The sequence below is a fragment of the Luteimonas sp. S4-F44 genome, from assembly GCF_022637415.1.
Lineage (GTDB): Bacteria > Pseudomonadota > Gammaproteobacteria > Xanthomonadales > Xanthomonadaceae > Luteimonas.
On sequence record NZ_CP093340.1, the window covers coordinates 1,084,307 to 1,105,088 of the forward strand.

General features: G+C 62.8%; 23 protein-coding genes and 1 tRNA gene. 22 read left to right on the forward strand and 2 right to left on the reverse strand.

Annotated elements, in window-relative coordinates:
* The 21 genes from MNO14_RS04980 (at position 1) to MNO14_RS05080 (ending at position 16,943) form a co-directional block, all read left to right on the forward strand.
* Positions 1–351 (forward strand): hypothetical protein, encoded by a 351-nt coding sequence (locus MNO14_RS04980; RefSeq protein WP_241945643.1) that lies wholly within the window; start codon positions 1–3, stop codon positions 349–351.
* Between the two features lies 1 nt (position 352).
* A complete protein-coding gene (locus MNO14_RS04985) occupies positions 353–1,192 on the forward strand; it encodes a hypothetical protein (protein WP_241945644.1) in 840 nt (279 codons plus the stop codon).
* The gene (locus MNO14_RS04990) at positions 1,122–1,547 is read left to right on the forward strand and encodes a hypothetical protein (RefSeq protein ID WP_241945645.1); all 426 of its coding nucleotides are present in this window, start codon (positions 1,122–1,124) and stop codon (positions 1,545–1,547) included. Before MNO14_RS04985 ends, MNO14_RS04990 begins: the two co-directional genes overlap by 71 nt.
* 236 nt (positions 1,548–1,783) lie before the next feature.
* The gene (locus MNO14_RS04995; RefSeq protein WP_241945646.1) at positions 1,784–2,212 is read left to right on the forward strand and encodes a hypothetical protein; all 429 of its coding nucleotides are present in this window, start codon (positions 1,784–1,786) and stop codon (positions 2,210–2,212) included.
* Positions 2,213–2,811: 599 nt separating this feature from the next.
* Entirely contained in the window at positions 2,812–3,345 is a 534-nt protein-coding gene (locus MNO14_RS05000) for a hypothetical protein (protein ID WP_241945647.1), read from the forward strand.
* Positions 3,345–3,686, forward strand: coding sequence for a hypothetical protein (locus MNO14_RS05005; RefSeq protein ID WP_241945648.1), 342 nt, complete (start codon positions 3,345–3,347; stop codon positions 3,684–3,686). The genes MNO14_RS05000 and MNO14_RS05005 overlap by 1 nt, the downstream gene beginning before the upstream one ends.
* Positions 3,683–3,928 (forward strand): hypothetical protein, encoded by a 246-nt coding sequence (locus MNO14_RS05010; protein ID WP_241945649.1) that lies wholly within the window; start codon positions 3,683–3,685, stop codon positions 3,926–3,928. Before MNO14_RS05005 ends, MNO14_RS05010 begins: the two co-directional genes overlap by 4 nt.
* On the forward strand, positions 3,928–4,293 hold the full coding sequence (locus tag MNO14_RS05015) for a hypothetical protein (RefSeq protein WP_241945650.1): 366 nt from the start codon (positions 3,928–3,930) through the stop codon (positions 4,291–4,293). The genes MNO14_RS05010 and MNO14_RS05015 overlap by 1 nt, the downstream gene beginning before the upstream one ends.
* Positions 4,294–4,738: 445 nt before the next feature.
* A complete protein-coding gene (locus tag MNO14_RS05020; protein WP_241945651.1) occupies positions 4,739–5,125 on the forward strand; it encodes a DUF3168 domain-containing protein in 387 nt (128 codons plus the stop codon).
* Positions 5,126–5,160: 35 nt separating this feature from the next.
* Positions 5,161–5,577: a hypothetical protein gene (locus tag MNO14_RS05025; RefSeq protein WP_241945652.1), complete on the forward strand. Its 417-nt coding sequence runs from the start codon at positions 5,161–5,163 to the stop codon at positions 5,575–5,577.
* Positions 5,577–5,981: a phage tail assembly chaperone gene (locus tag MNO14_RS05030; RefSeq protein ID WP_241945653.1), complete on the forward strand. Its 405-nt coding sequence runs from the start codon at positions 5,577–5,579 to the stop codon at positions 5,979–5,981. The genes MNO14_RS05025 and MNO14_RS05030 overlap by 1 nt, the downstream gene beginning before the upstream one ends.
* A 44-nt stretch (positions 5,982–6,025) precedes the next feature.
* Positions 6,026–6,253: a DUF4035 domain-containing protein gene (locus tag MNO14_RS05035; protein ID WP_241945654.1), complete on the forward strand. Its 228-nt coding sequence runs from the start codon at positions 6,026–6,028 to the stop codon at positions 6,251–6,253.
* 157 nt (positions 6,254–6,410) lie between these two features.
* Positions 6,411–7,469 carry a hypothetical protein gene (locus tag MNO14_RS05040; protein WP_241945655.1) on the forward strand — a complete coding sequence of 353 codons (1,059 nt, stop codon included), beginning with the start codon at positions 6,411–6,413 and terminating at the stop codon, positions 7,467–7,469.
* Positions 7,469–7,825 carry a hypothetical protein gene (locus MNO14_RS05045; RefSeq protein WP_241945656.1) on the forward strand — a complete coding sequence of 119 codons (357 nt, stop codon included), beginning with the start codon at positions 7,469–7,471 and terminating at the stop codon, positions 7,823–7,825. The genes MNO14_RS05040 and MNO14_RS05045 overlap by 1 nt, the downstream gene beginning before the upstream one ends.
* Positions 7,826–7,971: 146 nt before the next feature.
* Positions 7,972–8,433 (forward strand): DUF1833 family protein, encoded by a 462-nt coding sequence (locus tag MNO14_RS05050; RefSeq protein ID WP_241945657.1) that lies wholly within the window; start codon positions 7,972–7,974, stop codon positions 8,431–8,433.
* Positions 8,434–8,446: 13 nt separating this feature from the next.
* Positions 8,447–8,854, forward strand: a complete 408-nt coding sequence (locus tag MNO14_RS05055; RefSeq protein WP_241945658.1) for a hypothetical protein — start codon at positions 8,447–8,449, stop codon at positions 8,852–8,854.
* The gene (locus MNO14_RS05060) at positions 8,844–9,068 is read left to right on the forward strand and encodes a hypothetical protein (protein ID WP_241945659.1); all 225 of its coding nucleotides are present in this window, start codon (positions 8,844–8,846) and stop codon (positions 9,066–9,068) included. The genes MNO14_RS05055 and MNO14_RS05060 overlap by 11 nt, the downstream gene beginning before the upstream one ends.
* Positions 9,055–9,441 carry an NlpC/P60 family protein gene (locus MNO14_RS05065; protein WP_241945660.1) on the forward strand — a complete coding sequence of 129 codons (387 nt, stop codon included), beginning with the start codon at positions 9,055–9,057 and terminating at the stop codon, positions 9,439–9,441. Before MNO14_RS05060 ends, MNO14_RS05065 begins: the two co-directional genes overlap by 14 nt.
* Positions 9,432–15,995, forward strand: a complete 6,564-nt coding sequence (locus MNO14_RS05070) for a host specificity factor TipJ family phage tail protein (RefSeq protein WP_241945661.1) — start codon at positions 9,432–9,434, stop codon at positions 15,993–15,995. Before MNO14_RS05065 ends, MNO14_RS05070 begins: the two co-directional genes overlap by 10 nt.
* Positions 15,995–16,267, forward strand: coding sequence for a hypothetical protein (locus tag MNO14_RS05075; RefSeq protein WP_241945662.1), 273 nt, complete (start codon positions 15,995–15,997; stop codon positions 16,265–16,267). Before MNO14_RS05070 ends, MNO14_RS05075 begins: the two co-directional genes overlap by 1 nt.
* Positions 16,268–16,310: 43 nt before the next feature.
* Positions 16,311–16,943: a hypothetical protein gene (locus MNO14_RS05080; protein WP_241945663.1), complete on the forward strand. Its 633-nt coding sequence runs from the start codon at positions 16,311–16,313 to the stop codon at positions 16,941–16,943.
* Positions 16,944–17,745: 802 nt separating this feature from the next.
* Here MNO14_RS05080 and MNO14_RS05085 read toward each other — a convergent pair.
* A tRNA-Asn gene (locus MNO14_RS05085) sits at positions 17,746–17,822 on the reverse strand.
* A 90-nt stretch (positions 17,823–17,912) separates the two neighbouring features.
* Positions 17,913–18,440 (reverse strand): GspH/FimT family pseudopilin, encoded by a 528-nt coding sequence (locus tag MNO14_RS05090; RefSeq protein ID WP_241945664.1) that lies wholly within the window; start codon positions 18,438–18,440, stop codon positions 17,913–17,915.
* Positions 18,441–18,621: 181 nt separating this feature from the next.
* Here MNO14_RS05090 and uvrB point away from each other — a divergent pair, with 181 nt between their 5' ends.
* Positions 18,622–20,655 carry an excinuclease ABC subunit UvrB gene (gene uvrB / locus MNO14_RS05095; protein ID WP_241945665.1) on the forward strand — a complete coding sequence of 678 codons (2,034 nt, stop codon included), beginning with the start codon at positions 18,622–18,624 and terminating at the stop codon, positions 20,653–20,655.
* Positions 20,656–20,782: the final 127 nt, after the last annotated feature.

Below are 20,782 nucleotides of genomic sequence, written 5' to 3' on the forward strand. Positions count from 1 at the left end.
ATGAGTACGCAACCCGATCTCGTATCCGGAGATCCCATCGATGCGATGCTATGTGAGAACGCGTCGGTCTTCCGTCCAGGATTTCAGGCCTGGGTGAAAGACAACCGCCACATCTGGCGTGCGTTTTGTCGGGAGGCCGACCGTGCCTGGGCTCGCGGACGTCAGCACTATTCGGCGCGGACCATCATCGAGTACCTACGGCATGAGACGTCCATGTCGGAATCCGGCTGCATATTCAAGATCGATGGCAATTGTGTGCCCGACATGGCGCGGCTCTATCGCCTGATCAATCCGGACCGCGCCGGACTGTTCGAAGTCCGGGTTATGCCCGGTAGCGTGCGGGCGGCCTGACATGGCGGATTGGATCAAGATGCGCGGAAACCTGTGGGACGACCCTCGGGTGTCGGCCATTTGCGATGTCGCAGATAGCACAGAGGCGGCCGTGATTGGAGCTCTGTACTGGCTGTGGGCGTCGGCCGACCAGCACACCGAGGACGGTGAATTGCCAGGTTTGAGCCTGCGCCAGATCGATCGAAAGACCGGGCTGCCCGGATTCGGTGAAGCGATGGTGCAAGTCGGTTGGTTGGAGCCAACCGAAGGCGGCGTGCGAATCGTGAGATTTGAAGAACACAACGGCTCTTCCGCAAAGCGTCGGGGCCTCGATGCGCAGCGAAAGGCAAGTGTCCGCAAGATGTCCGCATCCGATGCGGACAAGGTAAGGACGAATCTTGGAGGGATTGCGGAGCCAGAGAGAGAAGAGAGTGAGAAGAAGCAAGAACAAAAGCTATCTCCTTCGCTTCGCTCAGGAGAAGCGCGCAAGCGCGCGGCCACTCAGTCCCTTCCTCCCGATGGCGTTGACTCGCAGATCTGGCAGGACTGGCTCGCGCTACGGCGGGCCAAGCGCGCTCCGGTGACAGAAACCGTGCTGCGCTCGGCGCGAGCTGAGGCCGGTAAAGCAGGCATGTCGTTAGATCAATTTCTCAGCATCTGGTGCGCGCGCGGTTCCCAGAGCCTGCAAGCCGAGTGGCTCAAGCCTCATGAACGAGCGGGGCCAGCGCCGCTCGTGCAGCAGTTGAGCAAAACCCGTAACGCAATCCAGAAGCTGCAGGCGATGAAGATTGATGAACGTCGAGACGTGGATCCACAACGAGATTATGGATGGCCTGAGCAAGCTGCTTTGCCTAGGGCTTGATCGTGTGCCTGCCGCTGACCTGATCGAGGGAACCGCCGCGACGTGGGGGCAGGCGCTGACGCTGGGAAAGCAATGGGATCGCGAGCTCGATGCACCGCGGTTTCGACACGCCTTCATCGCCCTGGCTGCACGGCAGAAGACATGGCCCGCACCTGCCGATTTCGTGGAGCATCTTCCGCCACGTCGGCAACTCGTACTTACCAAGCAGCATATCCCCGCCGATCCCGAGCGGACTGCGGTCGCCGTCGACGAGATCGCGAAGATGCTTCGTCCCTGCAGGACTCGGACGAGAGTGCGCGGAAGACAGGTACGGGGGGCGCACGACGAAGATGAGAACTGGGAAATTAAGCGATGAAGGCCGCGACGATCGTAGATCGAGGCGGGGCTGCTGCCATCAGCAGCGCTTTGTTTATGCGCATGTCGGATCCGGAATCGGACGTGCGTGGCCAGTCGGGCCAAGCAACCGATAGAACGAGGTGGAAATGAACAGCTGCACGCAACACGAGATGGGCCAACGATGCGCGTGCCGCGCTCGCTCACGGGGCTCGGCAATCACGCCCGTCGCGCCTCTGTTTGCGAGAGGAGCGCTGTATGCAAATTGACACCTTTGGTATTTATGTTCGTGCAGAACTGGATCATTGGGGTTTCGAGTTTGCGCTGCATCGAGACGTGGAGTACCTCGGTTATGCCAGCCGTAGTGTTCTGCAGATGCTGATCGACCATCGCGGAGAAATGCCGGAACTTTCGAAGGGCTACAAGCCGCTGGAGACCGACAGTAGGGCGCAGAAGATCGAAGATATCGTGACGGCGATTTCCAGGACACACCGGTCGATGGCAATCTGCCTGCGAGGCTATTACTGCGCTCGAGGCCGCAGGCGAGTGGAACGATACGAGACCGCGCTGATGTTGCTGACCAACGCCGGTGAGCCCGTGATGAGCGCAACCGCTTATCTGGACTTGTCGCGGCGTGGCGAAGAGCGGGTGAGAGGTATCTTGGAAGGGTTGGCGATGGCGGCCTAGCTGGCTGCGATGGGCGGAGGATCGCGCAGCTTCGCGACCGGCAGGCAATGGCGCGTCTGCAGGTATGAGCATGAATCGGGTCGCCGCGCGCCTTGCAGCGGCGTGGGCAGGGGGAATCGAGTGACACCGTCGCGATTCGACAAGCGCGATCGCCATGTCGATGGCGCACAGCGCTTCCGAGTTCCCGGCTTGGATCAGTGACTTACCTTGCTGTTGGATATTTGCTCTGGAGTCTTGACAGGTCGGACCTGTGTCTGTATACTTCATGGCAACTTGAAGTAAGTCTGCCCAGCCACTGCGCTGGGCTTTTTTGTGGTTGCTTGCTCATACTGCGCACGCTTTCTTTGGTGATAAGCCGCTGCTGACGTCGCCACGTTTCTAGTGACGGATCCTGCTGTGAGAGCAGGTGCTTGCGAACTGCGACGACATTGAAGGCGTGCCCCATCATCGACTTACAGAGCGGTGGTGTCGCACGGCCGCGCTGCTCTTAGGGTCGGCGGCCTTCAGGCCGGCCTTCCCGTTGATGCTGTTATGAACCACCACGATGACCTCTCACGCCCTGGCTTGCCGCCGGGGCGTTTGCATTTTGAGTCCCTAGAATGAGTATTGAGCGCGCGCGTGCGATCAACGAAACGGCGATCGCGCCAGCGCTGCGGCTGCTACCCGCGAGGATGGACGCGCCAGCCGCTCGTATCGTGCTACTGGCGATATGCGGGCAGGAGTCGGACTTCCGATACCGCCGACAGATTGCCAGCGCCAGGGCATTCGGGCCGGCTAAGGGGCTATGGCAGGGTGAGCTTGGCGGTGGTCTCGTCCACGGCGTGCGTCGGCATGCTGCGACCAGACAGTACGCGGCTGCGCTCTACCGCGCGCGGGCGGTGGAACCGACCAACCAGGCGATCTGGGATGCGATCGAGCATGACGATGTACTTGCAGCGGGTCTCGCGCGTCTGCTGCTTTGGAGCGACCCTCGCGCATTGCCTGCAGCCGTCGACGTTGATGGCGGCTGGCAGCTGTACTTGCGGACCTGGCGTCCTGGTGCGTACGCCCGCGGTACACCCGCGTACAGATCCCGCTTGCGGGCGAAATGGGACGGGTACCACGCGACGGCGCGCGAAGCGCTGGAGGCTTGATGAGTCGACAGTCGCACGATGGCCGAATCCACTTCGCTTTGGGGCAGGTCGAACGATGGGTCGTTGCTGGCGGCGCGGGCCTGTTGTCTGTGCTCGGCGGGCTGGTCTATGCGGGCGTCACGTCGAGAATTGACTTGCAAGCTCGGGCGCAAGCTGAGATGAACTCGACGTTGACCGAGATCTCAAAGCAGCAGGCGGTCACTAACGGCCAGATTCAGACACTGAGCGCACAACTCGCCGATGTGCCGCGTCTTTCTCGCGACATGGCCGAGGTCAAGGTGAGAGTGGATCAGCATGAGCAAAGCATCCGCGAGCTCAGGCAGACGAGGGCCGCGCGATGAGCGAAGCCGTGATCGTGACGGACTGGCGCAAGGTCTGGCGCTACTACTCGACATGGGTGCTGGCGCTCCTAGCGCTGATGCCTGATCTGTACGCCACGCTGGTGGCATCGGGATTGCTGGCTGGCGACGGCATTCCGTCCGTCGCCTCGTGGATCATCCGCTGTCTTGCCGTTGCGGGCATTGCATTGCGCTTCGTCAGCCAGGCGCGTCCGGCGAAATTGTCGACTCGCGAGCCGTCGTAATGCGAGAAATCCTGGTGGCTCTTCTCTTGCTTGCAGTGATGTTCGGCGGTGTGCAGTCATGCAGGCTGTCCATCCGGAAAGAGGTACTCGCCGAGCAGGGAAGGTCGCTCGCGCGCTCCGACGTCGAGCTCACGCAATGCCAGGTCTCGCTGCGTGAAGCGGGCCGCGGTCTGGCCTACGGTCAAGCCAGAGCTGATGCGCGGGAGCAAGCCGGGCGCGCCGCATTGGAGAGGATCGGGAGCGTAACGGAGGCCATGACGAGCGAGCGCGTTCGCGTCGAGCGCGTACTGGTCGAATCCAAGCGCGATCTGACGTGTGTTGAGCAATTGGAGGTGAAACTGTGCCCAAGTATCCCTTTGCTCTGATGCTGCCGCTCCTGACCGGATGTAAATCGGTGCCGAGCGTGTCGGCCGCTATGCAGCCTAATGTGCACGTCGTCACGCGCCACATCCCAGTGCCAGATTCGCTGACTCGTCCTTGTCCGATCGCCGATCTCGATGATCGCAGTGTGGAATCAGTCGTGCGCGCGGCTAACGCCCGTCGATTGGCGCTCGAACACTGCAACGCTCAGTTGCGGGAGATTCGAGACTTGGATGCGCAGACGCTGCCTATGCCTGAGGTTACGCGCTGATACATCGGCTGCACAAAAGACCGGCGTATGTAGCCGGCCGTTCTTGAGATCTGTACATCCAGATAGAAGGCTCCGCTGGGGCGCCTGGCTCCTGCAACGAAGAGTTTCAACCATATCCGGCTTGCTGCGGCTACCACCGGCCGAGCTACCGACACGATCGAAGAATGACTAGGACGCTCATGATCGAAACAATCATTCAGAGTCTGCTGACCGCGCAGCCTGCGCTTGCGGGTGGGCAGGTGTACACCGACGTTTTGCCTGATCCAGTGCAGAGCCCCTACATCACACACCGCTACCTGGGCGGCGAGCTGGGCATGACCTTCCGCGGGCCCGATGGCAGCGAGGCAGGCAGTGTCCAGATCGATTGCTGGGCCGAGAGTGCTGGGGAGGCAACCACGCTCGCGCTGCAGGTTTACAAGCGCCTTTCCGAGCAGAACACAGATTTCGCTGCCAGCAGTATCCGGCGGCTCCCAAGTGCGTACGACCTGAACACGAAGTTGCATCGCGTGTCGTGGGAAGTCGCCATCACCATTGCCATCGCAATCGACCAAGAGGAACAATCATGAATTCTAAGTTTACACGTAGCCAAGGGACCAAGCTGTTGATCTCTGCGCTCGCCATGGATGCGCTGCCGGGCACGCCGATCGTGGACGAGGACTACATCGAGCTTGGGTGCACGCTCAACAGTTACAACCGAGCAGGCGGTCAACGCACTGAGATCGACGTCTCCACCTTCTGCTCCGAGGTCGTCGAGAAGGACTTCGGTCTGAAGGACAACGGCACTGCTACCTTCTCGGGCAATTACTTTGACGGCGACGACGCGCAGGACCTGTTGCGGTCGGCCGAGCAGTCTGGCGACCGCCATGTGTTCCGCGTTATCGATAGTCGCAGTCGCGAGGCCCGCTTCGTCGGGGTCGTCACCCAGACGTCTGAGGAAGCCAGCGTCAACGGCAAGTGGAACGCCACGTTCACGGTGGCGATCGTCTCGCCGATCATCCGCGCGGCTTACACGCCGTGATGGCCGGTAAGCAGGGCATTCGCGCCTTGGCTACGGCCCCGCTCGCGCCTTTCAAGCACGAGCGGGTAACTGTCAACGAGTGGGGCGGCGCGACGCTGATCGTCCGACAGCTTACTGCCGGTGACTGGATCGACTACCGGGCCGCGATCGTACGTGCACGGGAAGCCATCGGCACCCGGCTGGACGAAGTATCCGAGTTGCCGATCAACGTGGTCCCTGCCACCGCGCTGGTACTGGCTCGCACGTTGTTCGACGAGGAAGGAAAGCGCATCTTGACCGATGCGGATGCCGACGATGTGGCCGCCTCATTCTCGGAAGTGCACGGCCGGCTGGTCGACAAGGCGTTCGAACTGTCCGGTATCAGTGCCGGCAACGACGAGGTCGCAGAAGCGGGAAACGGCTGACGCAGGAGCCGGACCTGCGATTTCTGTGTGACCTCGCGCTCCGGATGGGTCGAACGCTCAAGGAACTGCGCGAGACGATGGAGCCGGAAGAGCTCGTGCTCTGGATGGCGCGTGATCGTGAGTCGCCGATCGGCATGGAGCGGGACGACTTCCACGCCGCGCAGGTGGCCGCGGCCATAGGCGGCGGTCGGATCGCTGACTTGATGCCACGGTGGGGAACGGCGGGGGACGATGACGCGGACGCAGCGCTGGACCGCCTAATGGGCGGATGAAGTAGCCGCAAAGACCTCTGCTGGTTCTAGGGGGCGCCGTTCCATGAGGGGCGGCGCCCCAGCATCTTTTGGGTTACAGACGTCGCCTAGCACGTCGCATTACTTTGTTCGAATAAAGAACCCGGCTAGCAGTCGGGCTAACTCTTGGAAACCTTCTATGGCTACGCCGCTCCGGGATCTCATCGTTTCGGTATCTGCCGATACGACCAACTACCAGCAGGAGATGGACCGCGCTACGCGTACAGGCGAGCAGTACTTCAAAACTATCCAGAAAGGCGCGGCAGAAGCCACGAGGTCTTGGGAGCTTCAGACCTCAGCTGCGCGCACGCACGCATCCGCGCTAGAGACGCAGGCCCGTTCGCGTGCAGAAGGTGGAGAGCGTCTTACAGCTCTCGAGCGTCAGATCGAGACCTACGGTCTTGTCGGGAATGCTGCAAAGATGGCCTACGACACTGCGCGGGGGAGTCTGGCCAATCTATCCCAAGAGCAACGGGATGCACTCAACGACGCAGCGCGATTTCTCGACTGGCTCGATGAACACGTGGCACCGATGGACGGCATCTGGGATCAGATCAGCGGCGAAGTAGCGGGTAAGCAGACGGAGCAGCTCGGCGAATGGTCGAAGTTCGCAGCGGAGATCGCAAAGAACGTGCAGTCGTCGTTGGGCGAAAACCTTAAGAACGCCTTGGATGGGAATTTTTCCGAGATCGGCGACTCGTTTGTAAAGATGCTCAAGCGAATAGCTGCGGAGTATGCAGCCTCTCGGATTTGGGAGTGGCTGGGGACATCGCTTGCCAATTTTGGAGGGCAGGGAGCCTGGGGAAACATCGTGCGAGGTTTAGGCGGCGCAATCCAATCGGTCGACAGCAAGAGTATAGGCGGCGCCTTGGTCAGTTCCCCCGGTGCTCGAAACGTCGCTCAGCAGGAGCGAGCGCCGCCTATCTACAGCGCGAGTGAAGCTCCGGCGTTGAGAACAGCCGGTAGTTTGGTAACGCCTCTGATGGATGTAGCGGGCGGTGGAACGTTCGGAGCCGGGCCTCAGATCGTGATCAATAACCACACGGGGCAGAAGCTCGCGCAACGGCAGCAGACCCAGCAGGGCCCTGATGGCCAACTCCTGCGTCAGGTCGTCGTTGATATCGGCCTGGAGGAGCTTAGCGGCGGTGCGTGGGCCGCGCATGGAAAGAGCCAGTTCGGCTGGCGGGAGGCAATCTGATGGCAGCATTTCCGGCATACGCCAAGATTCTATTTGCCGGGTACGGCGAGAGTTTTGACCCGAGCGTTGAGACCACTGAAATGGAGCGGGGACCGCCTCAGGAAGAGGTTCTCAACACCCAGGTGATCGTCTCGGTGCAGGCATCTATCCTGTTCAGATCGGCGGCCGACGCAGAAGCATTCGAGACTTGGTACTTCGATGAGATCGGGCGTATCGGTTGGTTCGATCTGATACACCCGCGTACGGGGAAGACAGTCAAGGCGAAGTTTCCAGGAGGTAGTATCGGGACGCTGGTGCCTCTACTTCCGCGATTCCGGGCTTCGCGTCGTGACTTGGTGATCCAGTACATGCGGTGAAAAAGCTGTGCGTGGTGTCGGCTTGGCCAAGATGAGCGCTTGGAGTATCTGAGCGCCACGCTTGAGGCTACACCCGATTTGACCTTCGACGCGTCCTGCGTCGAACTGACGCCCTGCTTAATGCAGGGCATTTTTATGGACGAAGAATGAGTACATTCACCGAGCGGCAGCAGCGCCGCACCAAGCTTGCCGGAACTCTGCTGTTTCTCGAGATTCGGGCGACTTCGATGCCGGAGGTGTTGCGCATCGTCAATGACACGAAGAACTGGACGAGCAACGGCGTCGAGTACATCGGTGTGCCCTTTGAGTTCAAAGCGCCAGATGACAAGGCGGGGCAGACCCCGCGTGCGCAGCTGGTCATGGCAACAGGTGGCGCCAGCATCACGGAAGACCTCGAAGCGCTTGCGCCGAATGAGTTACTCCAAGGCCGCTTGATGCTGGCTGATCGAGCGAATCCTGACCTCTATCAGCGGGTCTGGACTCTTCCGATGACCAATGTCTCGACCGGAAACGGGCAGGCGACTGCACAGCTCGGAGTGGAACACTTCATGCGTCAGCAAGCCTGCCTTCTGCGATTCAACGAATTCACGGCCCCCGGCCTTTTCTAAGAGATTGACGAGAATGGAAAACGCGAACATGGTGATGATTCAGGTCGAGGCAACGACGCAAATCATTCGTGATCAGCTTTCGACCTGGGCTGAGCGAAACCGCGCAGCGCTTGGCGGCGACCCGTTCCCTTACACCGCGGGCGAGTTCATGTGTTTTGAGCCTGGATTGGCCAAGGCGCTCGAGCTTGAGCCGAGCAACCCGGTACTGGTTGTTTCAGTCGGCGAAGAAGCGCCGCAGGGCTTGGTTGCGTTCTACAACCGTGACGGTCTGATCCAGTCGCTGTACGTCACCGGTGCCCAGCTTGTACCGCTGGATAGCCCGTGCCCGCTTGTGGCATCCGGTGATGAGCTTAGCGGGGTGTTGGCGGCTGCGTCGATCCACGTGGAAGAGGAGCGTGAGGCCGCTGACGATGCTGATTGAACCCGCAGCGGTCAGGACAAATGACTTTATGCCGATCTTGCGGGCTATCGCCGTGCGCTTCAACGCTCTGGTCAAGGCGGCTCTGATTGGAGGATCCGTGCATCGCATGGGTTGCAAGGTTGAATGGCCAGCGAACCGCGACGGCCGCGAACTTGGGGAGGGGCGGCAGGACGTGCGTACGGCAATCGAGGGTGCAGAAGATGCAGCTGGCTGACGTCGAACGTCTGGTCGGCGTGCCCTATTGTGCCGACACATTGGATTGTGCGGACTTCGTTGTGCTTGTGCAGCGGGAGCTGTTCGGACGCGACGTCGTGTTGCCCGACAACCGTCCAAGAGGCGCGCGCGGGCAGGTCGCTCTAGGTGAGCTGTCACGGCCTTATGGTCATCGTACCGAGGAACCTGCGGATGGCGATCTGGTCGTCATGTTCGAGGGGGGGCGGCCAGCGCACGTCGGCGTCTATTTATTCCTGGCCCATGAAGGCTGGGTCCTGCACAGCTGCGAGCAGATCGGAGAGTCGGTCTGCCACCGCGTGCGCGAGTTGCCCGATTGGGGCGCTCCGATTGAGGGGTTCTACAAATGGGTCTGATCGAGTGCCCGCCGGTCTGTAGCCGGCTGATCACCAGTCCGCATCCGGTGACGGATGATGGCCAGCAAAATCGCGTTGCCCAGCTGCTTCCAGGAGAGAAACTAGGCGACTTCCTGCGGCGGGAGGTGGATAACTGGACGGGTGACGCCTGGGAAGTGCGGATCAACGGCGTGCTGGTGCCGGTCGAACTCATGGAGCGGGTACGCCCACGCGACGGCACGCTGATCGAGGTCCGCAGCCTGGTCGGCAAGCAGGCGCTGTACATCGTCGCGCTTGCGGTCCTTACGTACTTCACGTTCGGTGGGGGTGCAACCGGGGGCGGGATCCTCGGTAATGCGACGGGTGTCGGTACGTTCTTTGGCGCAAGCGGTTTCGTGGCAGCAGGATTGGCATCCGCCACCTTTGTCGCGGGCAGCATGCTGATCAACAAGGTCTTGGGGCCCAAGCCGGCGGGTAGCGGGCAATCCCAACAGAATACGGTCTACAACGTCGGCTCGAGTCGCAACCAGGCGCGGCAGTACCAGCCGTTTGCGCTGACTTTTGGTCGCGTGAAGTTCGCCCCCGACGTGCTCAGCGCACCTTACAGCTGGTACGAGGGCGACGACCAGTTCGTCGGGCTGGTGTTGACGCCTGGCGTCAACGTGCACCGTGTTGAAGAACTCTACCTTGGCGATGCGCTGCTGTCCTCGTTCGAGGGAGTGGAGACGTTCTACGCCGGCTTCCCAGGCATGCCTGAGCAGAAGATCCCACTGTACAGCAACGCGGACACGATCCAGGGCGGTGAGCTCAACAAGGACCGCACCTGGGTACAGCGCACAACGCCGGCGCGGACGGTCCGTATCCAGATCAACCTCGAGTATGTGCTGGGCGACCAGACGAGTAAGGGCAAGCCCTACACGAACATCGAGACGGTCGAGGTGCAGTATTGCCCAGTTGGTACGGGGGCGTGGACGCCGCTGGTGTCCCGCAATTTCGCGAACAGCGACTACAACCCCCACCGTGCGACGCTGGCGCGCGACGTGCCGGAGGGACAGTACGACGTGCGCGTCCGCATCCAGGGCCGCGCGATCGATGGCGGCGGCTCTAACGGCCGTTCGCAGTGGCAATGGACCACGATGACCGCGGTCCAGACGGATACAACCGATTACGCCGGTATTCCCCGCATCGGCGTTCGGATGAAAGCGTCCGGTCAGCTTCAGAACGCGCCCGACGAAATTCGCTGCGTCGTCGTCAGCCGGCCGGTACCGGTCTGGACGGGCGCAGAGTGGGTAACGCGCGAGACGAGTAACCCTGGCGCTCACCTGCTTGCATACGCCCGCGGTATCAATGATGAGAATGGCCGGCGGATCGCCGGTATCGGCCTGTCCGAGGAGATGATTGACATTGCCGGCTTGCAGGCGTTCATGGCGCATTGTGAGGCCGAGAGCTTCAGCTACAACTACGTCGTCAAGGACGCGCGTAATCACGACGAAATGGTGAACAGCCTGGCGTTGGCCGGCTTCAGCCAAGTGACTTGGGCGCAGGGCCGGCTGTCGCCCGTGTGGGCGGCGGACGAGCAGCCGCTGAGTGGCGTAGTCGGCATGGGCAACATCAAAAGAGGGCAGTTCCAAGTCGATTACACCTTGGCAAATGCTGCCGACGGTATCGAGTTCACCTACTACGATGCAGAGGACTGGAGCACTAAGACGCTTCGCATCCCGGCACCCGGCGCTACCACTATGCTCAATCCTGCGCAGGTGACAGGCGAAGGCATCACGAGTGAAGCGCATGCGGCCATGATTGCAAGGTGGCATCTTGCGCAGAGCCTGTTCCAGTACAAGAGCATCACATACGCCACAAATCTTGAGCATCTGTCCTATCGACGGCTGTCGATGCTGTCGTTGTCTCACGACCTCACACAGTGGGGGATCAGCGGCACGGTAAAGGCCGCGCGTATCGACAACGGCGTGGTTACGATCGAGCTCGATGAGCCGGTCCCGCCGCCCGAGCAGGGCCGGGCCTATCTTGGCCTGCGCATCCCGGGTGAACGCAATTATCGTGTATTCGAAGTCAGGCCATTCGTCGAAAAGTCGAGCGTCCTGCAATTGGTTGACGCGTGGCCGAGCGATGCCGCCCTGCCGGGCGACAGCGAGGGTAATCCTGCCTGGGATACGCTTTGGTGCTATGACTTCAAGTCCACCCCCGGTTATCGCGTGCGCGTGGTCGCGATGGAACCGGAAGCGGACATGAAGGGCGCCAGGGTATCGGTTGTGCCCGAGGGGCCCGAGTTCTGGGAGTACGTGCGGACGGGGCGCTACATCCGGCCGCCGAACCAGTCGCTGCTGCAGACGCGCCCGGTCGCGTCGGACCTGCAGGTCAGCGAGCGGCAGGTGGTTCAGGGCGACACTGTCTACACGGAGCTGGTCGCGCAGTGGGAGGTCAGCGGCCCGGTCGGCGACACCGTGGTGCAGATGGCCGACGCGAACGGCCAGCTGCAGGAAGTCGCGCGCACGACGACGCGCAGCGCCGCATGGCGCATCCCGGGCGCGGGCACGTATCAGATTGCGGTGCGCCCGTTCGCGCCGGACGGCCGGCCGGGCATCGCCACGGGCACGATCTACAGCACGATCGGCGCCGACGCGCCGCCGGTGCTGATCGACCTGTTCGACGTCGAGGAGCGTTCCGGCGGCGTGCGGCTCTACACCTGGGGTTGGTTCGACGGCACGACGCGGTCGGCGGATTTCGCCGGCGTCGAGATCCGCGTCACCGCCGGTAAGGTCGCCGCGCCCGACTGGGACGCGATGCAGCCGGTCGGCAATGCCGACGGCTACCACACGGCGCCGTTCGAAGCCGTGGTGCCGGAATCCGGTGATTGGACGTTCGCGGCGCGCTCGCGCAACACCAGCGGCACGCTGTCGACCGGCATGCGCGTGGTCGCCAGGACGCTCGGCCGGAATCTTGGCGAGCAGATAGGCGGCATCGGCGACGACCTGGGTGCGATCGGCGACAAGGTCTCGAAGGAGATCGCCGACCGGTTCGAGGCCGACGCCAAGGTCGCGAGCGACGCAGCCGCCGATGCGGCGAGCAAGGCCGAGGCCGCACGAATCGCTGCGATCAGCGCGGCGTCGACGGACGCGACGGCCAAGGCCAACGCGGCGCGGACCGCGGCTGTTGCCACGGCATCGGCCGATGCGACGGTCAAGGCCAACGCTGCGCGGGACGAAGCCGTCGCGCGCGCGGATGCGGCGATGGCGCAGGCCGAAGCGCTGGCCGCCGAGATCGCCGAGATTGTCGGCGCCCCCGAGTGGGAGCCCGGCGCGACCTATAACGCCGGTTGGCTCGTCCGCTACGACGGCGGCCTGTACCGCGCCCGCGTGCAGACGACCGGCCAGAACCCGGCGTCGACGCCGACCGCCTGGGAAAAGCTCGGCGACTACGACAGCGTCGGCGAAGCCCTTGCGGCTGCGCTGGCCGCGACCACGCAGATGGCCACGGACCTCAACGCCGAGGTCACCCGCCTGGACGCGGTGGTAGCCCGCCTGCCCAGCGGGAATGGCGCGCTGGCGGCCCAGGCCACCGTGGCAGCGAATGAGGCCGCCAGCGTGAGCCGCGATAACGCGCTCGGCCAGCGGACGACCCTCATCGAGACGCGCATGCCGAGCGGTACCGGCGCCCTGGCCACCCAAGCCACGGTCGCCGCGAACGAGTCGGCGAGCGTCACCCGCGACCATGCCCTGGGACAGCGGACCACCGTGATCGAGGCCCGGATGCCGGCCGGCACCGGTGCGCTGGCGACGCAAGCGGTCGTGACCGCAAACGAGGCCGCGAGCGTGTCGCGGGACAACGCGTTGGCGCAGCGCGCTTCTGTCATCGAGGCGCGCATGCCGACGGGGTCGGGCTCCCTCGCGACAGCGGCCAGCGTCACCGATGCCGCGCAGGCTGCGGCGAGCGCGAACGCTGCAAACGCGGAGCGCATCGAGGACGTGCGTGCCGTCATCGAGGGGCCGACTGTCAATCTGGTGGTCAATGGCAATTTCGCAGACGGCCTCGCGAACTGGGCGACGTCTCCGTCGAACCAAGCGGATACGGGCGTCTTCGACAGCGCCGAGCAAGCTATGTACGCGGCCGGTGCCTTGCGCAAGGGCAACATCGTCCCGGTCACGCTGGTCCGGGGCAAGACCATGCGGATCGAGGTCACCTACAAGACCACCGCGGGCTATACCGGCTGGTCAGCAGGAGGCGCGGGAATCGTCACCGGGTTAAGTGGAACGGCCTGGATTGGCAGCACGATCAGCCCTTCAACGTTCACGCCTACAACCACCTACCGGACGGTGGGCGCCAACATCGAGATTCCATCCAACGCCCCCTCGCAAGGTTACGTGCGGATCGCGAACGCCGGCGTCACGGGCACTGAGCCAGGGGTGTGGATCAAAGAGCTCCGGCTCACTCAGCCGACCTCGATCTCTGATCTGCAGCTGCAAAGCAACACGCTCGCGCAATCATTGATCGTCACTGATGCCAAGGTCACGCAGCAGGGCACCGACATCACGTCGCTGGCGAGTCGAACCGCGGCGCTGGAAACCAAGGCCCCGGTCGACGGTGGTCGCGCCGCGAGCGAGGCGCGCGTGCTCTCGGTCGAACAGGCCGCTGCGACTGCGAACAGCGCGCTGGCGAATCGGACCAGCGTGATTGAGGGGCGCATGCCCACCGGGAGCGATAAGCTCGCAAACGAAGCCCGGGTAATCGCTGCGGAGAATGCCGCTGCCACGGCAAATAGTGCCCTCGGTCAGCGGCTCGACTCGGTCAGCGCGGCGTTGAGCAATGCAGGCGGCGACAATCTGCTCGCGAACTCTTCGTTTGAGGAGTGGAACGGCCAGAACGTTGCAGACAGCTTCCGGGGCTGGACCATCACCACCTCGAACATCGCGGCAGGCACACGCTTCAGCTCGCAGGTTCCATCAATCAGTCCGCGTGGAAAGGGGCTGGCATTTCGACAGGTCGGTACAGGAACCGGGACGAATACGCCTTATATCGAGGTTCGGCAAGATATCTCGGGGCTAAAAGCCGAAGAGACCTATACGTTTTCGGCATGGGGCCAGAGCCCCACGAGCGAAGGGCCGGCCCCGCGAATTTACTTGCTGGCGTACAGCGCAGCAGGCGCTGTTGTGGGTACAACTGTACAGTCGATTGGCGCATCAAGTCTCGAGCCGCAGTTTCTAAGCGTTACTCGAAAGTTCCCAACCGGCGCTGCGTATTTCCGAGCGATCTTGCGTTCGCAAGGCGTGCTAAACACCGCATCGCAGTTCGATTTCATATTTGATGACGCCAAGTTGCAAGTCGGCGCCACGGCTACGGCGTGGTCCGAATCGTCGATCGACGTGAGCAGCAACATCAACGCCGTTAACACGGCGAGTGTCGATCGCGACACCGCGCTCGGCACCCGGACGACCGCGATCGAGGTGCGCATGCCGTCCGGCGCGGACAAACTGGCGACCGAGGCGCGCGTGGTGTCCGCAGAACAGGCCGCCGCGACGGCCAACTCGGCAACAGCCAGCCGGGTGACGGCCGTCGAGGGCAAGCTGCCAGCCGGCGACGGGCGCGCGGCGAGCGAGGCCAGCGTGACGCAGCTGCAGACAGTCGTCGCGACGCAGGGCCAGCAGCTCGCGCAGCAGATCACGACCGTCGACAGCAAAGCGGGCAGCGCCCAGTCGACCGCGACGCAAGCGCTGGCGGCGGCCAACGGGGCCGCGTCCGCAATTATCGACGTGCGTTCGAATCAGACCGGCGGAGGCAACCTGCTGCGCAATGCTGATTTTGGCGGCAACGGCGGCGATATCGGTAGCGGCTGGGAATGGGGCGTTCTGATGTGGGCGTCGCGCACCGCTTCCGTAAATCTGGCTCAGCCGCAGTGGAAACCTGATGGCGTTAACTCTTTCGGAATCACCGCTTCTGGCACCCCAACTGGTGCAAATTATCTGGATAGCATTGGCGTGCCTGCTGTGCCGGGCGAGAAATACATCGTTTCGGCGTACTTAGCTAATCACCGCTGCCTGGGGCACGTTGAAGTCCAGTTCTTGAACGCCAATGGCGATTTGCTGCTGTACGTTCGCAGTAATCAGTATCAGGCTGGTGGCGGCAACGCCATCGCCGCATGGGCTAGGGCAGAGGTGAGCGGAACAGCACCAAGCGGTACAACGCAAGTTCGGATGCGGTGGGGGTCGGAAAGCCCGGGGGACGGTCCGTACGCATGGATCGCAATGCCGATGCTGGAAAAGGCAGCGCCTGGGCAAACGCGGCCGTCGCCGTGGTCTGCTGGCGCAACGGGGCTCAACCAGGCCACATTCTCGCTCCAGTCAGGGCTCAACGCCAAGGCGGGCCTGTACCTGACGAACGGTAACCTGATTTCCGGGTTCGAGAGCGTCAACGACGGCGTGCGGTCGGAGTTCAATGTGTTGGCGTCGGTGTTTCGTATTGTGGCACCTGGTGGTGGCGAGCGTACAGAGTACAGTGATGGAAGCTGGCGCACCTACGATAGAAACGGGGTGCTCCGCGTGCAGTTGGGGGTCTGGGCCTGATGCCTTCTGGGATTTGCGTGTGGAATGCTGACGGGACGCTTCAGTTCGATAGCAGCAAGCGTCTGTTCCGGTTGCTGACTGCTGCCGACATCGGCGACACCAGTTCGGGCTCCTATACGGTCAGCGGGGTGCAGGGGACGCTCAAGGTAGTAGCGATCCCCACCGAAGAGACCGGGACCGCGCCCGTGGTGACCGTGTCCGGGAACAACGTCTCTTGGAACTATGGGGCTGGCGGGCGCCAACGTCAGAACTTGATTATGGTGGAGTATTGAGATGCCGGCGGGGATAAAAATCTGGAACGACTACGGGACGATCATGATTGATGACACGAACCCGTCTGTTGCCCTGCGCGAAAAGAAGATCACATCCACTCAGAATGCCTATGTCCCACCGATTACGTTCTCGGGAGCCGAGACCCCGATTTTTGCCGGGTTCCTGGAGGGCGAGTGGTGCATGAACTACACCACGATCAACGGTTCTAACCGTACGTGGGGGTGCATTCTTAAGGCTGGGTACCAAGGGGTGAGGTCATTCACCAGCTATATATTCGACCGCCCTGTAACCCAAAACTCGAAGTCTGGCCTTGTCATCCGGGATGCCCAGGGACGCGTGACTTTCGATGCCTTGAGCAAATATGGGGTTGTTGTTGCCACCCTCAGTCAAGGTCAGACTTTCACGGGGGAGGTTGGCAGGCAATACGCTGGAGTAATCCTCGTTCAGCGCCAGATCGAGACCTTGGAATCCACCGACATCATTGGGCAGAAGGTGCGGCGGTTCTATCGGACGGGACTCAGCATGACTACCCTAGTAGGTAACCCGGTTCGTCCATACGTCCAGTTGGTCGACGTGATGACATCGGAGATCTACTACCCGACCGCCGATCAGAACTTTGTTCGAAACTACGGTAGCGTCCCCCAGGCTCTAGTGCTCGATGTTACGGGGTATTGATGTCAGCAATGAATCTTTTGATGTCGTGACCCTGCTGGTGAGCGTGAGCAGCTTCCGGTTGTCCACCAAGTAGTCCGGCGCCAAAGCGTAATCGTGTTTGGGAAAGCTGAATAGACCCGCGCGCTTGTACCTTTTCGGTCCGCCTGGCGCTTCGGTGTAGTGGTGGCTGTGCTGAGCCGCAGGAGCCGGCCAGCAGGGTCAGGATGGTGGTCCGTCGATCGGATGATAGGAAGCTCACCTTCAATGTGCTCAATAAGCCGGCACGGGTTGCAGCGTTCCATGTCGGCACAATACCGGCGCGTGCCAAGGGCTGGGTACCTTGGGCGGTGCGCAAGCCTGAGCAGAGACACCGCTTTTCGCCAGCCCTCATATCCGCGTTCACGTTCACCAGGGTGGGCTCATAGTCCTCGACAAAGTTCTTCCAGCGCTAGAATGTGCGACTCGCGGAAATGTCTGTGAACGGCGGCACGTTGAATTTGGCTATATACAGGGAGAGCGCAGTGATTACTGCGCTTTCACAGGGGCGAAATTGTCAACTGTTACACAATGCAATTGCAATCGACGTCTATGGCTATTAGCGAGGTGGTCTTTGCCAGGAAGGTCGCCGTGATCACATCCTATGCGTAGTCGGGTAGGAGCTGATCTGGCAATTCTCTGCACGCAACATAGGGCTCGTCGGCTTCAAGAGCTATCCGACAAGTGCAGCTGCACCAACGGAGCAATGCTGACATCCATCTTGCTGGACATGCCGCGAAAGAACTGCACACAAAAAAGGCCCGCATCGCTGCGGACCTCTTGAATTTGGCGCCCGAAGTTGGACTCGAACCAACGACCCCCTGATTAACAGTCAAGTGCTCTAACCAGCTGAGCTATTCGGGCGGGGAGGCGTAGTTTAAGGGTTCGTCGCGGGAGGTCAAGCGCCCGAACGAGGCGTGGCGCCGTGGGGATGGGCGCGGGCGGGGTGGGGCGTCATCCCGCGCCGCATGGTGCGGCGTCCGTGGTCCGTTCGGTCCGCGCGCGCCCGGCATTGTTGACGATGAGCCGGCGCTGGACGCGGCCGGCGCTGCAGACGGCGATGGTCAGGTTGGTCCCGACGCTGCGGCCGTCCGGTCGGTAGCGCACGAATGGGCGGTTGGCCTCGAAGGCGAGGTTGCCGTTGACCAGCCCCGGTGGCTGGGCGATGCGCAGCAGGTCGTGGTCGGCGTCAGCGGCGAGATCGCGGTCCGGGTCCCGCAGCACCAACCAGCCCAGCGTCCAGGCGCCGTCGTCGCGGCATCGGTTGTCCTCGGTGCGCGGGCAGACGACGATGCTCTTGCCGCCGGTGACAGCGGCATTGCGGGCCAGGGCCAGGTCGGCCTTGAGGTGCTCGGCCGCCGAGATCGCGCGGTAGGCCGCCAGGGCCTGCGCAAAGGCGGGAACCCCGATCAGCGTGAACACCAGAAGCACACTGACGGTGCACATCAGTTCGAGCAACGTGACGCCGCGTTCGCGCTGCATGGCCGATCCTCCTGAACGGGAGCGGTCAGCATGACCGGTTCCGCGGGGCGCCGTCGCTCAGTACGGGCCGCCTCCACGGGTCGGAAACCTCCGCCTGCTATCGTCGGGGGTTCCCCGTACCGGCGGTTGTCGCCAGCGTCGGCCGCCCCCATTTGAAGTGCTCCCTCGCAGCGCAGACGCCATGAACGACGCCATCCAACCCGCCGGATTCCAGCTCGTCTCGCCCTACCAGCCGGCGGGCGACCAGCCGCGGGCGATCGAGCAGCTGGTCGAGGGCTTCGAGGCCGGCCTGGCGCATCAGACGCTGCTCGGCGTGACCGGCTCAGGCAAGACCTACACCATCGCCAACGTGATCCAGCGGGTGCAGAAGCCGACCTTGGTGATGGCGCCGAACAAGACCCTGGCCGCCCAGCTGTACGGCGAGTTCAAGTCGTTCTTCCCGCACAACGCAGTCGAGTACTTCGTCAGCTATTACGACTACTACCAGCCCGAGGCGTATGTGCCGTCGTCGGACACCTACATCGAGAAGGACAGCTCGGTGAACGAGCACATCGAGCAGATGCGGCTGTCGGCGACCAAGGCGCTGCTCGAGCGTCGCGACGCGATCATCGTGTGCACGGTCTCGGCGATCTACGGCCTGGGCGACCCGAACGAGTACTTCCGGATGGTGCTGCACATGGTCCGGGGCGAGCGCATCGACCAGCGCGAGCTGATCCGACGACTGACCGAAATGCAGTACAGCCGCAATGATCATGAACTGCGCCGCGGTACCTACAGGGTGCGTGGCGAGACGATCGACGTGCACCCGGCCGAATCGGACGCCGAGGCATTGCGTATCGAGCTGTTCGACGGCGAGATCGAGCGCATCACCCAGTTCGACCCGCTGACCGGCGAGACCCGGCGCACGCTGCAGCGTTACACGATTTACCCCAAGTCGCACTACGTGACCACGCGGCGCACCACGCTGGATGCGATCGAGGCGATCAAGGCCGAGTTGCCGCCGAGGCTGGAGCAGTTCTACGCCGAGAACAAGCTGGTGGAGGCGCAGCGGCTGCAGCAGCGCACCCAGTTCGACCTGGAGATGATGGCCGAGGTCGGCTACTGCAACGGCGTGGAGAACTACTCCAGGCACCTGACCGGGCGCATGCCGGGCGAGGCGCCGCCGTGCCTGTTCGACTACCTGCCGCCCGACGCGCTGCTGGTCATCGACGAGTCGCATGTCACCGTTCCGCAGATCGGGGCGATGTACAAGGGCGACCGCTCGCGCAAGGAGACGCTGGTCAATTTCGGTTTCCGGCTGCCGTCGGCGCTGGACAACCGGCCATTGAAGTTCGAGGAGTGGGAAGGGCGCTCGCCGCGGGCGATCTTCGTCTCGGCCACCCCCGGCACCTACGAGATGGAGAAGTCACAGGGCCAGGTGGTGGAGCTGGTCGTGCGTCCGACCGGCCTGATCGACCCGGTGGTGGAGATCCGGCCGGTCGCGACCCAGGTCGACGACGTGCTGGGCGAGATCCGCGAGCGCGTGGCGATGGGCGACCGGGTGTTGATCACGACGCTGACCAAGCGCATGGCCGAGAACCTGACCGAGTACCTGAGCGAACACGACGTCAAGGTGCGCTATCTGCACTCGGATATCGACACCGTCGAGCGGGTGGAGATCATCCGCGACCTGCGGTTGGGCAAGTTCGATGTGCTGGTGGGCATCAACCTGCTGCGCGAGGGCCTGGACATGCCCGAGGTGTCGCTGGTCGCGATCCTCGACGCCGACAAAGAGGGCTTCCTGCGTTCGGGCGGGTCGTTGATCCAGACGATCGGCCGTGCCGCCCGCAACCTGCGCGGCAAGGCCATCTTGTATGCCGATCGCATCACCAATTCGATGCAGACCGCGCTCGACGAGACCGACCGCCGGCGCCAGAAGCAGGTCGAGTACAACGCCGAGCACGGCATCACGCCGAAATCGGTCGCCCGCGCGATCGTCGACATCATGGAAGGCGCGCGTGCCGAGCCCGAGCTCGAGAAGAAGGGCCGTGGCAAGGGCCGCAAGGTCGCCGAACCGGCCGAGGACTACGCGGCGCTGCCGCCCGACAAGCTCGCGGCGAAGCTCAGGACGCTCGAGCAGCAGATGTACCAGCATGCCCGGGACCTCGAGTTCGAGGAGGCCGGGCGCCTGCGCGACCAGATCCAGAAGATCAAGACGGCCAGCCTGATTCAATGACACGCCGGTCGCGCTGAGGTCGCCGCGGCGGGCAGCGCGACCGGGCGTATCCGCGACGTCAGTCGCGCTCGGCGGTGGGGACGGCCAGGCCGTTCGCCGTCTCGCCGGATACGTCACGGTGGCGCGG

Coding starts and splice junctions, on each gene's coding strand:
- MNO14_RS04980 (WP_241945643.1), top strand. CDS start 1: ATGAGTACGCAACCCGATCTCGTATCCGGAGATCCCATCGATGCGATG.
- MNO14_RS04985 (WP_241945644.1), top strand. CDS start 353: ATGGCGGATTGGATCAAGATGCGCGGAAACCTGTGGGACGACCCTCGG.
- MNO14_RS04990 (WP_241945645.1), top strand. CDS start 1,122: ATGAACGTCGAGACGTGGATCCACAACGAGATTATGGATGGCCTGAGC.
- MNO14_RS04995 (WP_241945646.1), top strand. CDS start 1,784: ATGCAAATTGACACCTTTGGTATTTATGTTCGTGCAGAACTGGATCAT.
- MNO14_RS05000 (WP_241945647.1), top strand. CDS start 2,812: ATGAGTATTGAGCGCGCGCGTGCGATCAACGAAACGGCGATCGCGCCA.
- MNO14_RS05005 (WP_241945648.1), top strand. CDS start 3,345: ATGAGTCGACAGTCGCACGATGGCCGAATCCACTTCGCTTTGGGGCAG.
- MNO14_RS05010 (WP_241945649.1), top strand. CDS start 3,683: ATGAGCGAAGCCGTGATCGTGACGGACTGGCGCAAGGTCTGGCGCTAC.
- MNO14_RS05015 (WP_241945650.1), top strand. CDS start 3,928: ATGCGAGAAATCCTGGTGGCTCTTCTCTTGCTTGCAGTGATGTTCGGC.
- MNO14_RS05020 (WP_241945651.1), top strand. CDS start 4,739: ATGATCGAAACAATCATTCAGAGTCTGCTGACCGCGCAGCCTGCGCTT.
- MNO14_RS05030 (WP_241945653.1), top strand. CDS start 5,577: ATGGCCGGTAAGCAGGGCATTCGCGCCTTGGCTACGGCCCCGCTCGCG.
- MNO14_RS05035 (WP_241945654.1), top strand. CDS start 6,026: ATGGGTCGAACGCTCAAGGAACTGCGCGAGACGATGGAGCCGGAAGAG.
- MNO14_RS05040 (WP_241945655.1), top strand. CDS start 6,411: ATGGCTACGCCGCTCCGGGATCTCATCGTTTCGGTATCTGCCGATACG.
- MNO14_RS05045 (WP_241945656.1), top strand. CDS start 7,469: ATGGCAGCATTTCCGGCATACGCCAAGATTCTATTTGCCGGGTACGGC.
- MNO14_RS05050 (WP_241945657.1), top strand. CDS start 7,972: ATGAGTACATTCACCGAGCGGCAGCAGCGCCGCACCAAGCTTGCCGGA.
- MNO14_RS05055 (WP_241945658.1), top strand. CDS start 8,447: ATGGAAAACGCGAACATGGTGATGATTCAGGTCGAGGCAACGACGCAA.
- MNO14_RS05060 (WP_241945659.1), top strand. CDS start 8,844: ATGCTGATTGAACCCGCAGCGGTCAGGACAAATGACTTTATGCCGATC.
- MNO14_RS05065 (WP_241945660.1), top strand. CDS start 9,055: ATGCAGCTGGCTGACGTCGAACGTCTGGTCGGCGTGCCCTATTGTGCC.
- MNO14_RS05070 (WP_241945661.1), top strand. CDS start 9,432: ATGGGTCTGATCGAGTGCCCGCCGGTCTGTAGCCGGCTGATCACCAGT.
- MNO14_RS05075 (WP_241945662.1), top strand. CDS start 15,995: ATGCCTTCTGGGATTTGCGTGTGGAATGCTGACGGGACGCTTCAGTTC.
- MNO14_RS05080 (WP_241945663.1), top strand. CDS start 16,311: ATGATTGATGACACGAACCCGTCTGTTGCCCTGCGCGAAAAGAAGATC.
- MNO14_RS05090 (WP_241945664.1), bottom strand. CDS start 18,440: ATGCAGCGCGAACGCGGCGTCACGTTGCTCGAACTGATGTGCACCGTC.
- uvrB (WP_241945665.1), top strand. CDS start 18,622: ATGAACGACGCCATCCAACCCGCCGGATTCCAGCTCGTCTCGCCCTAC.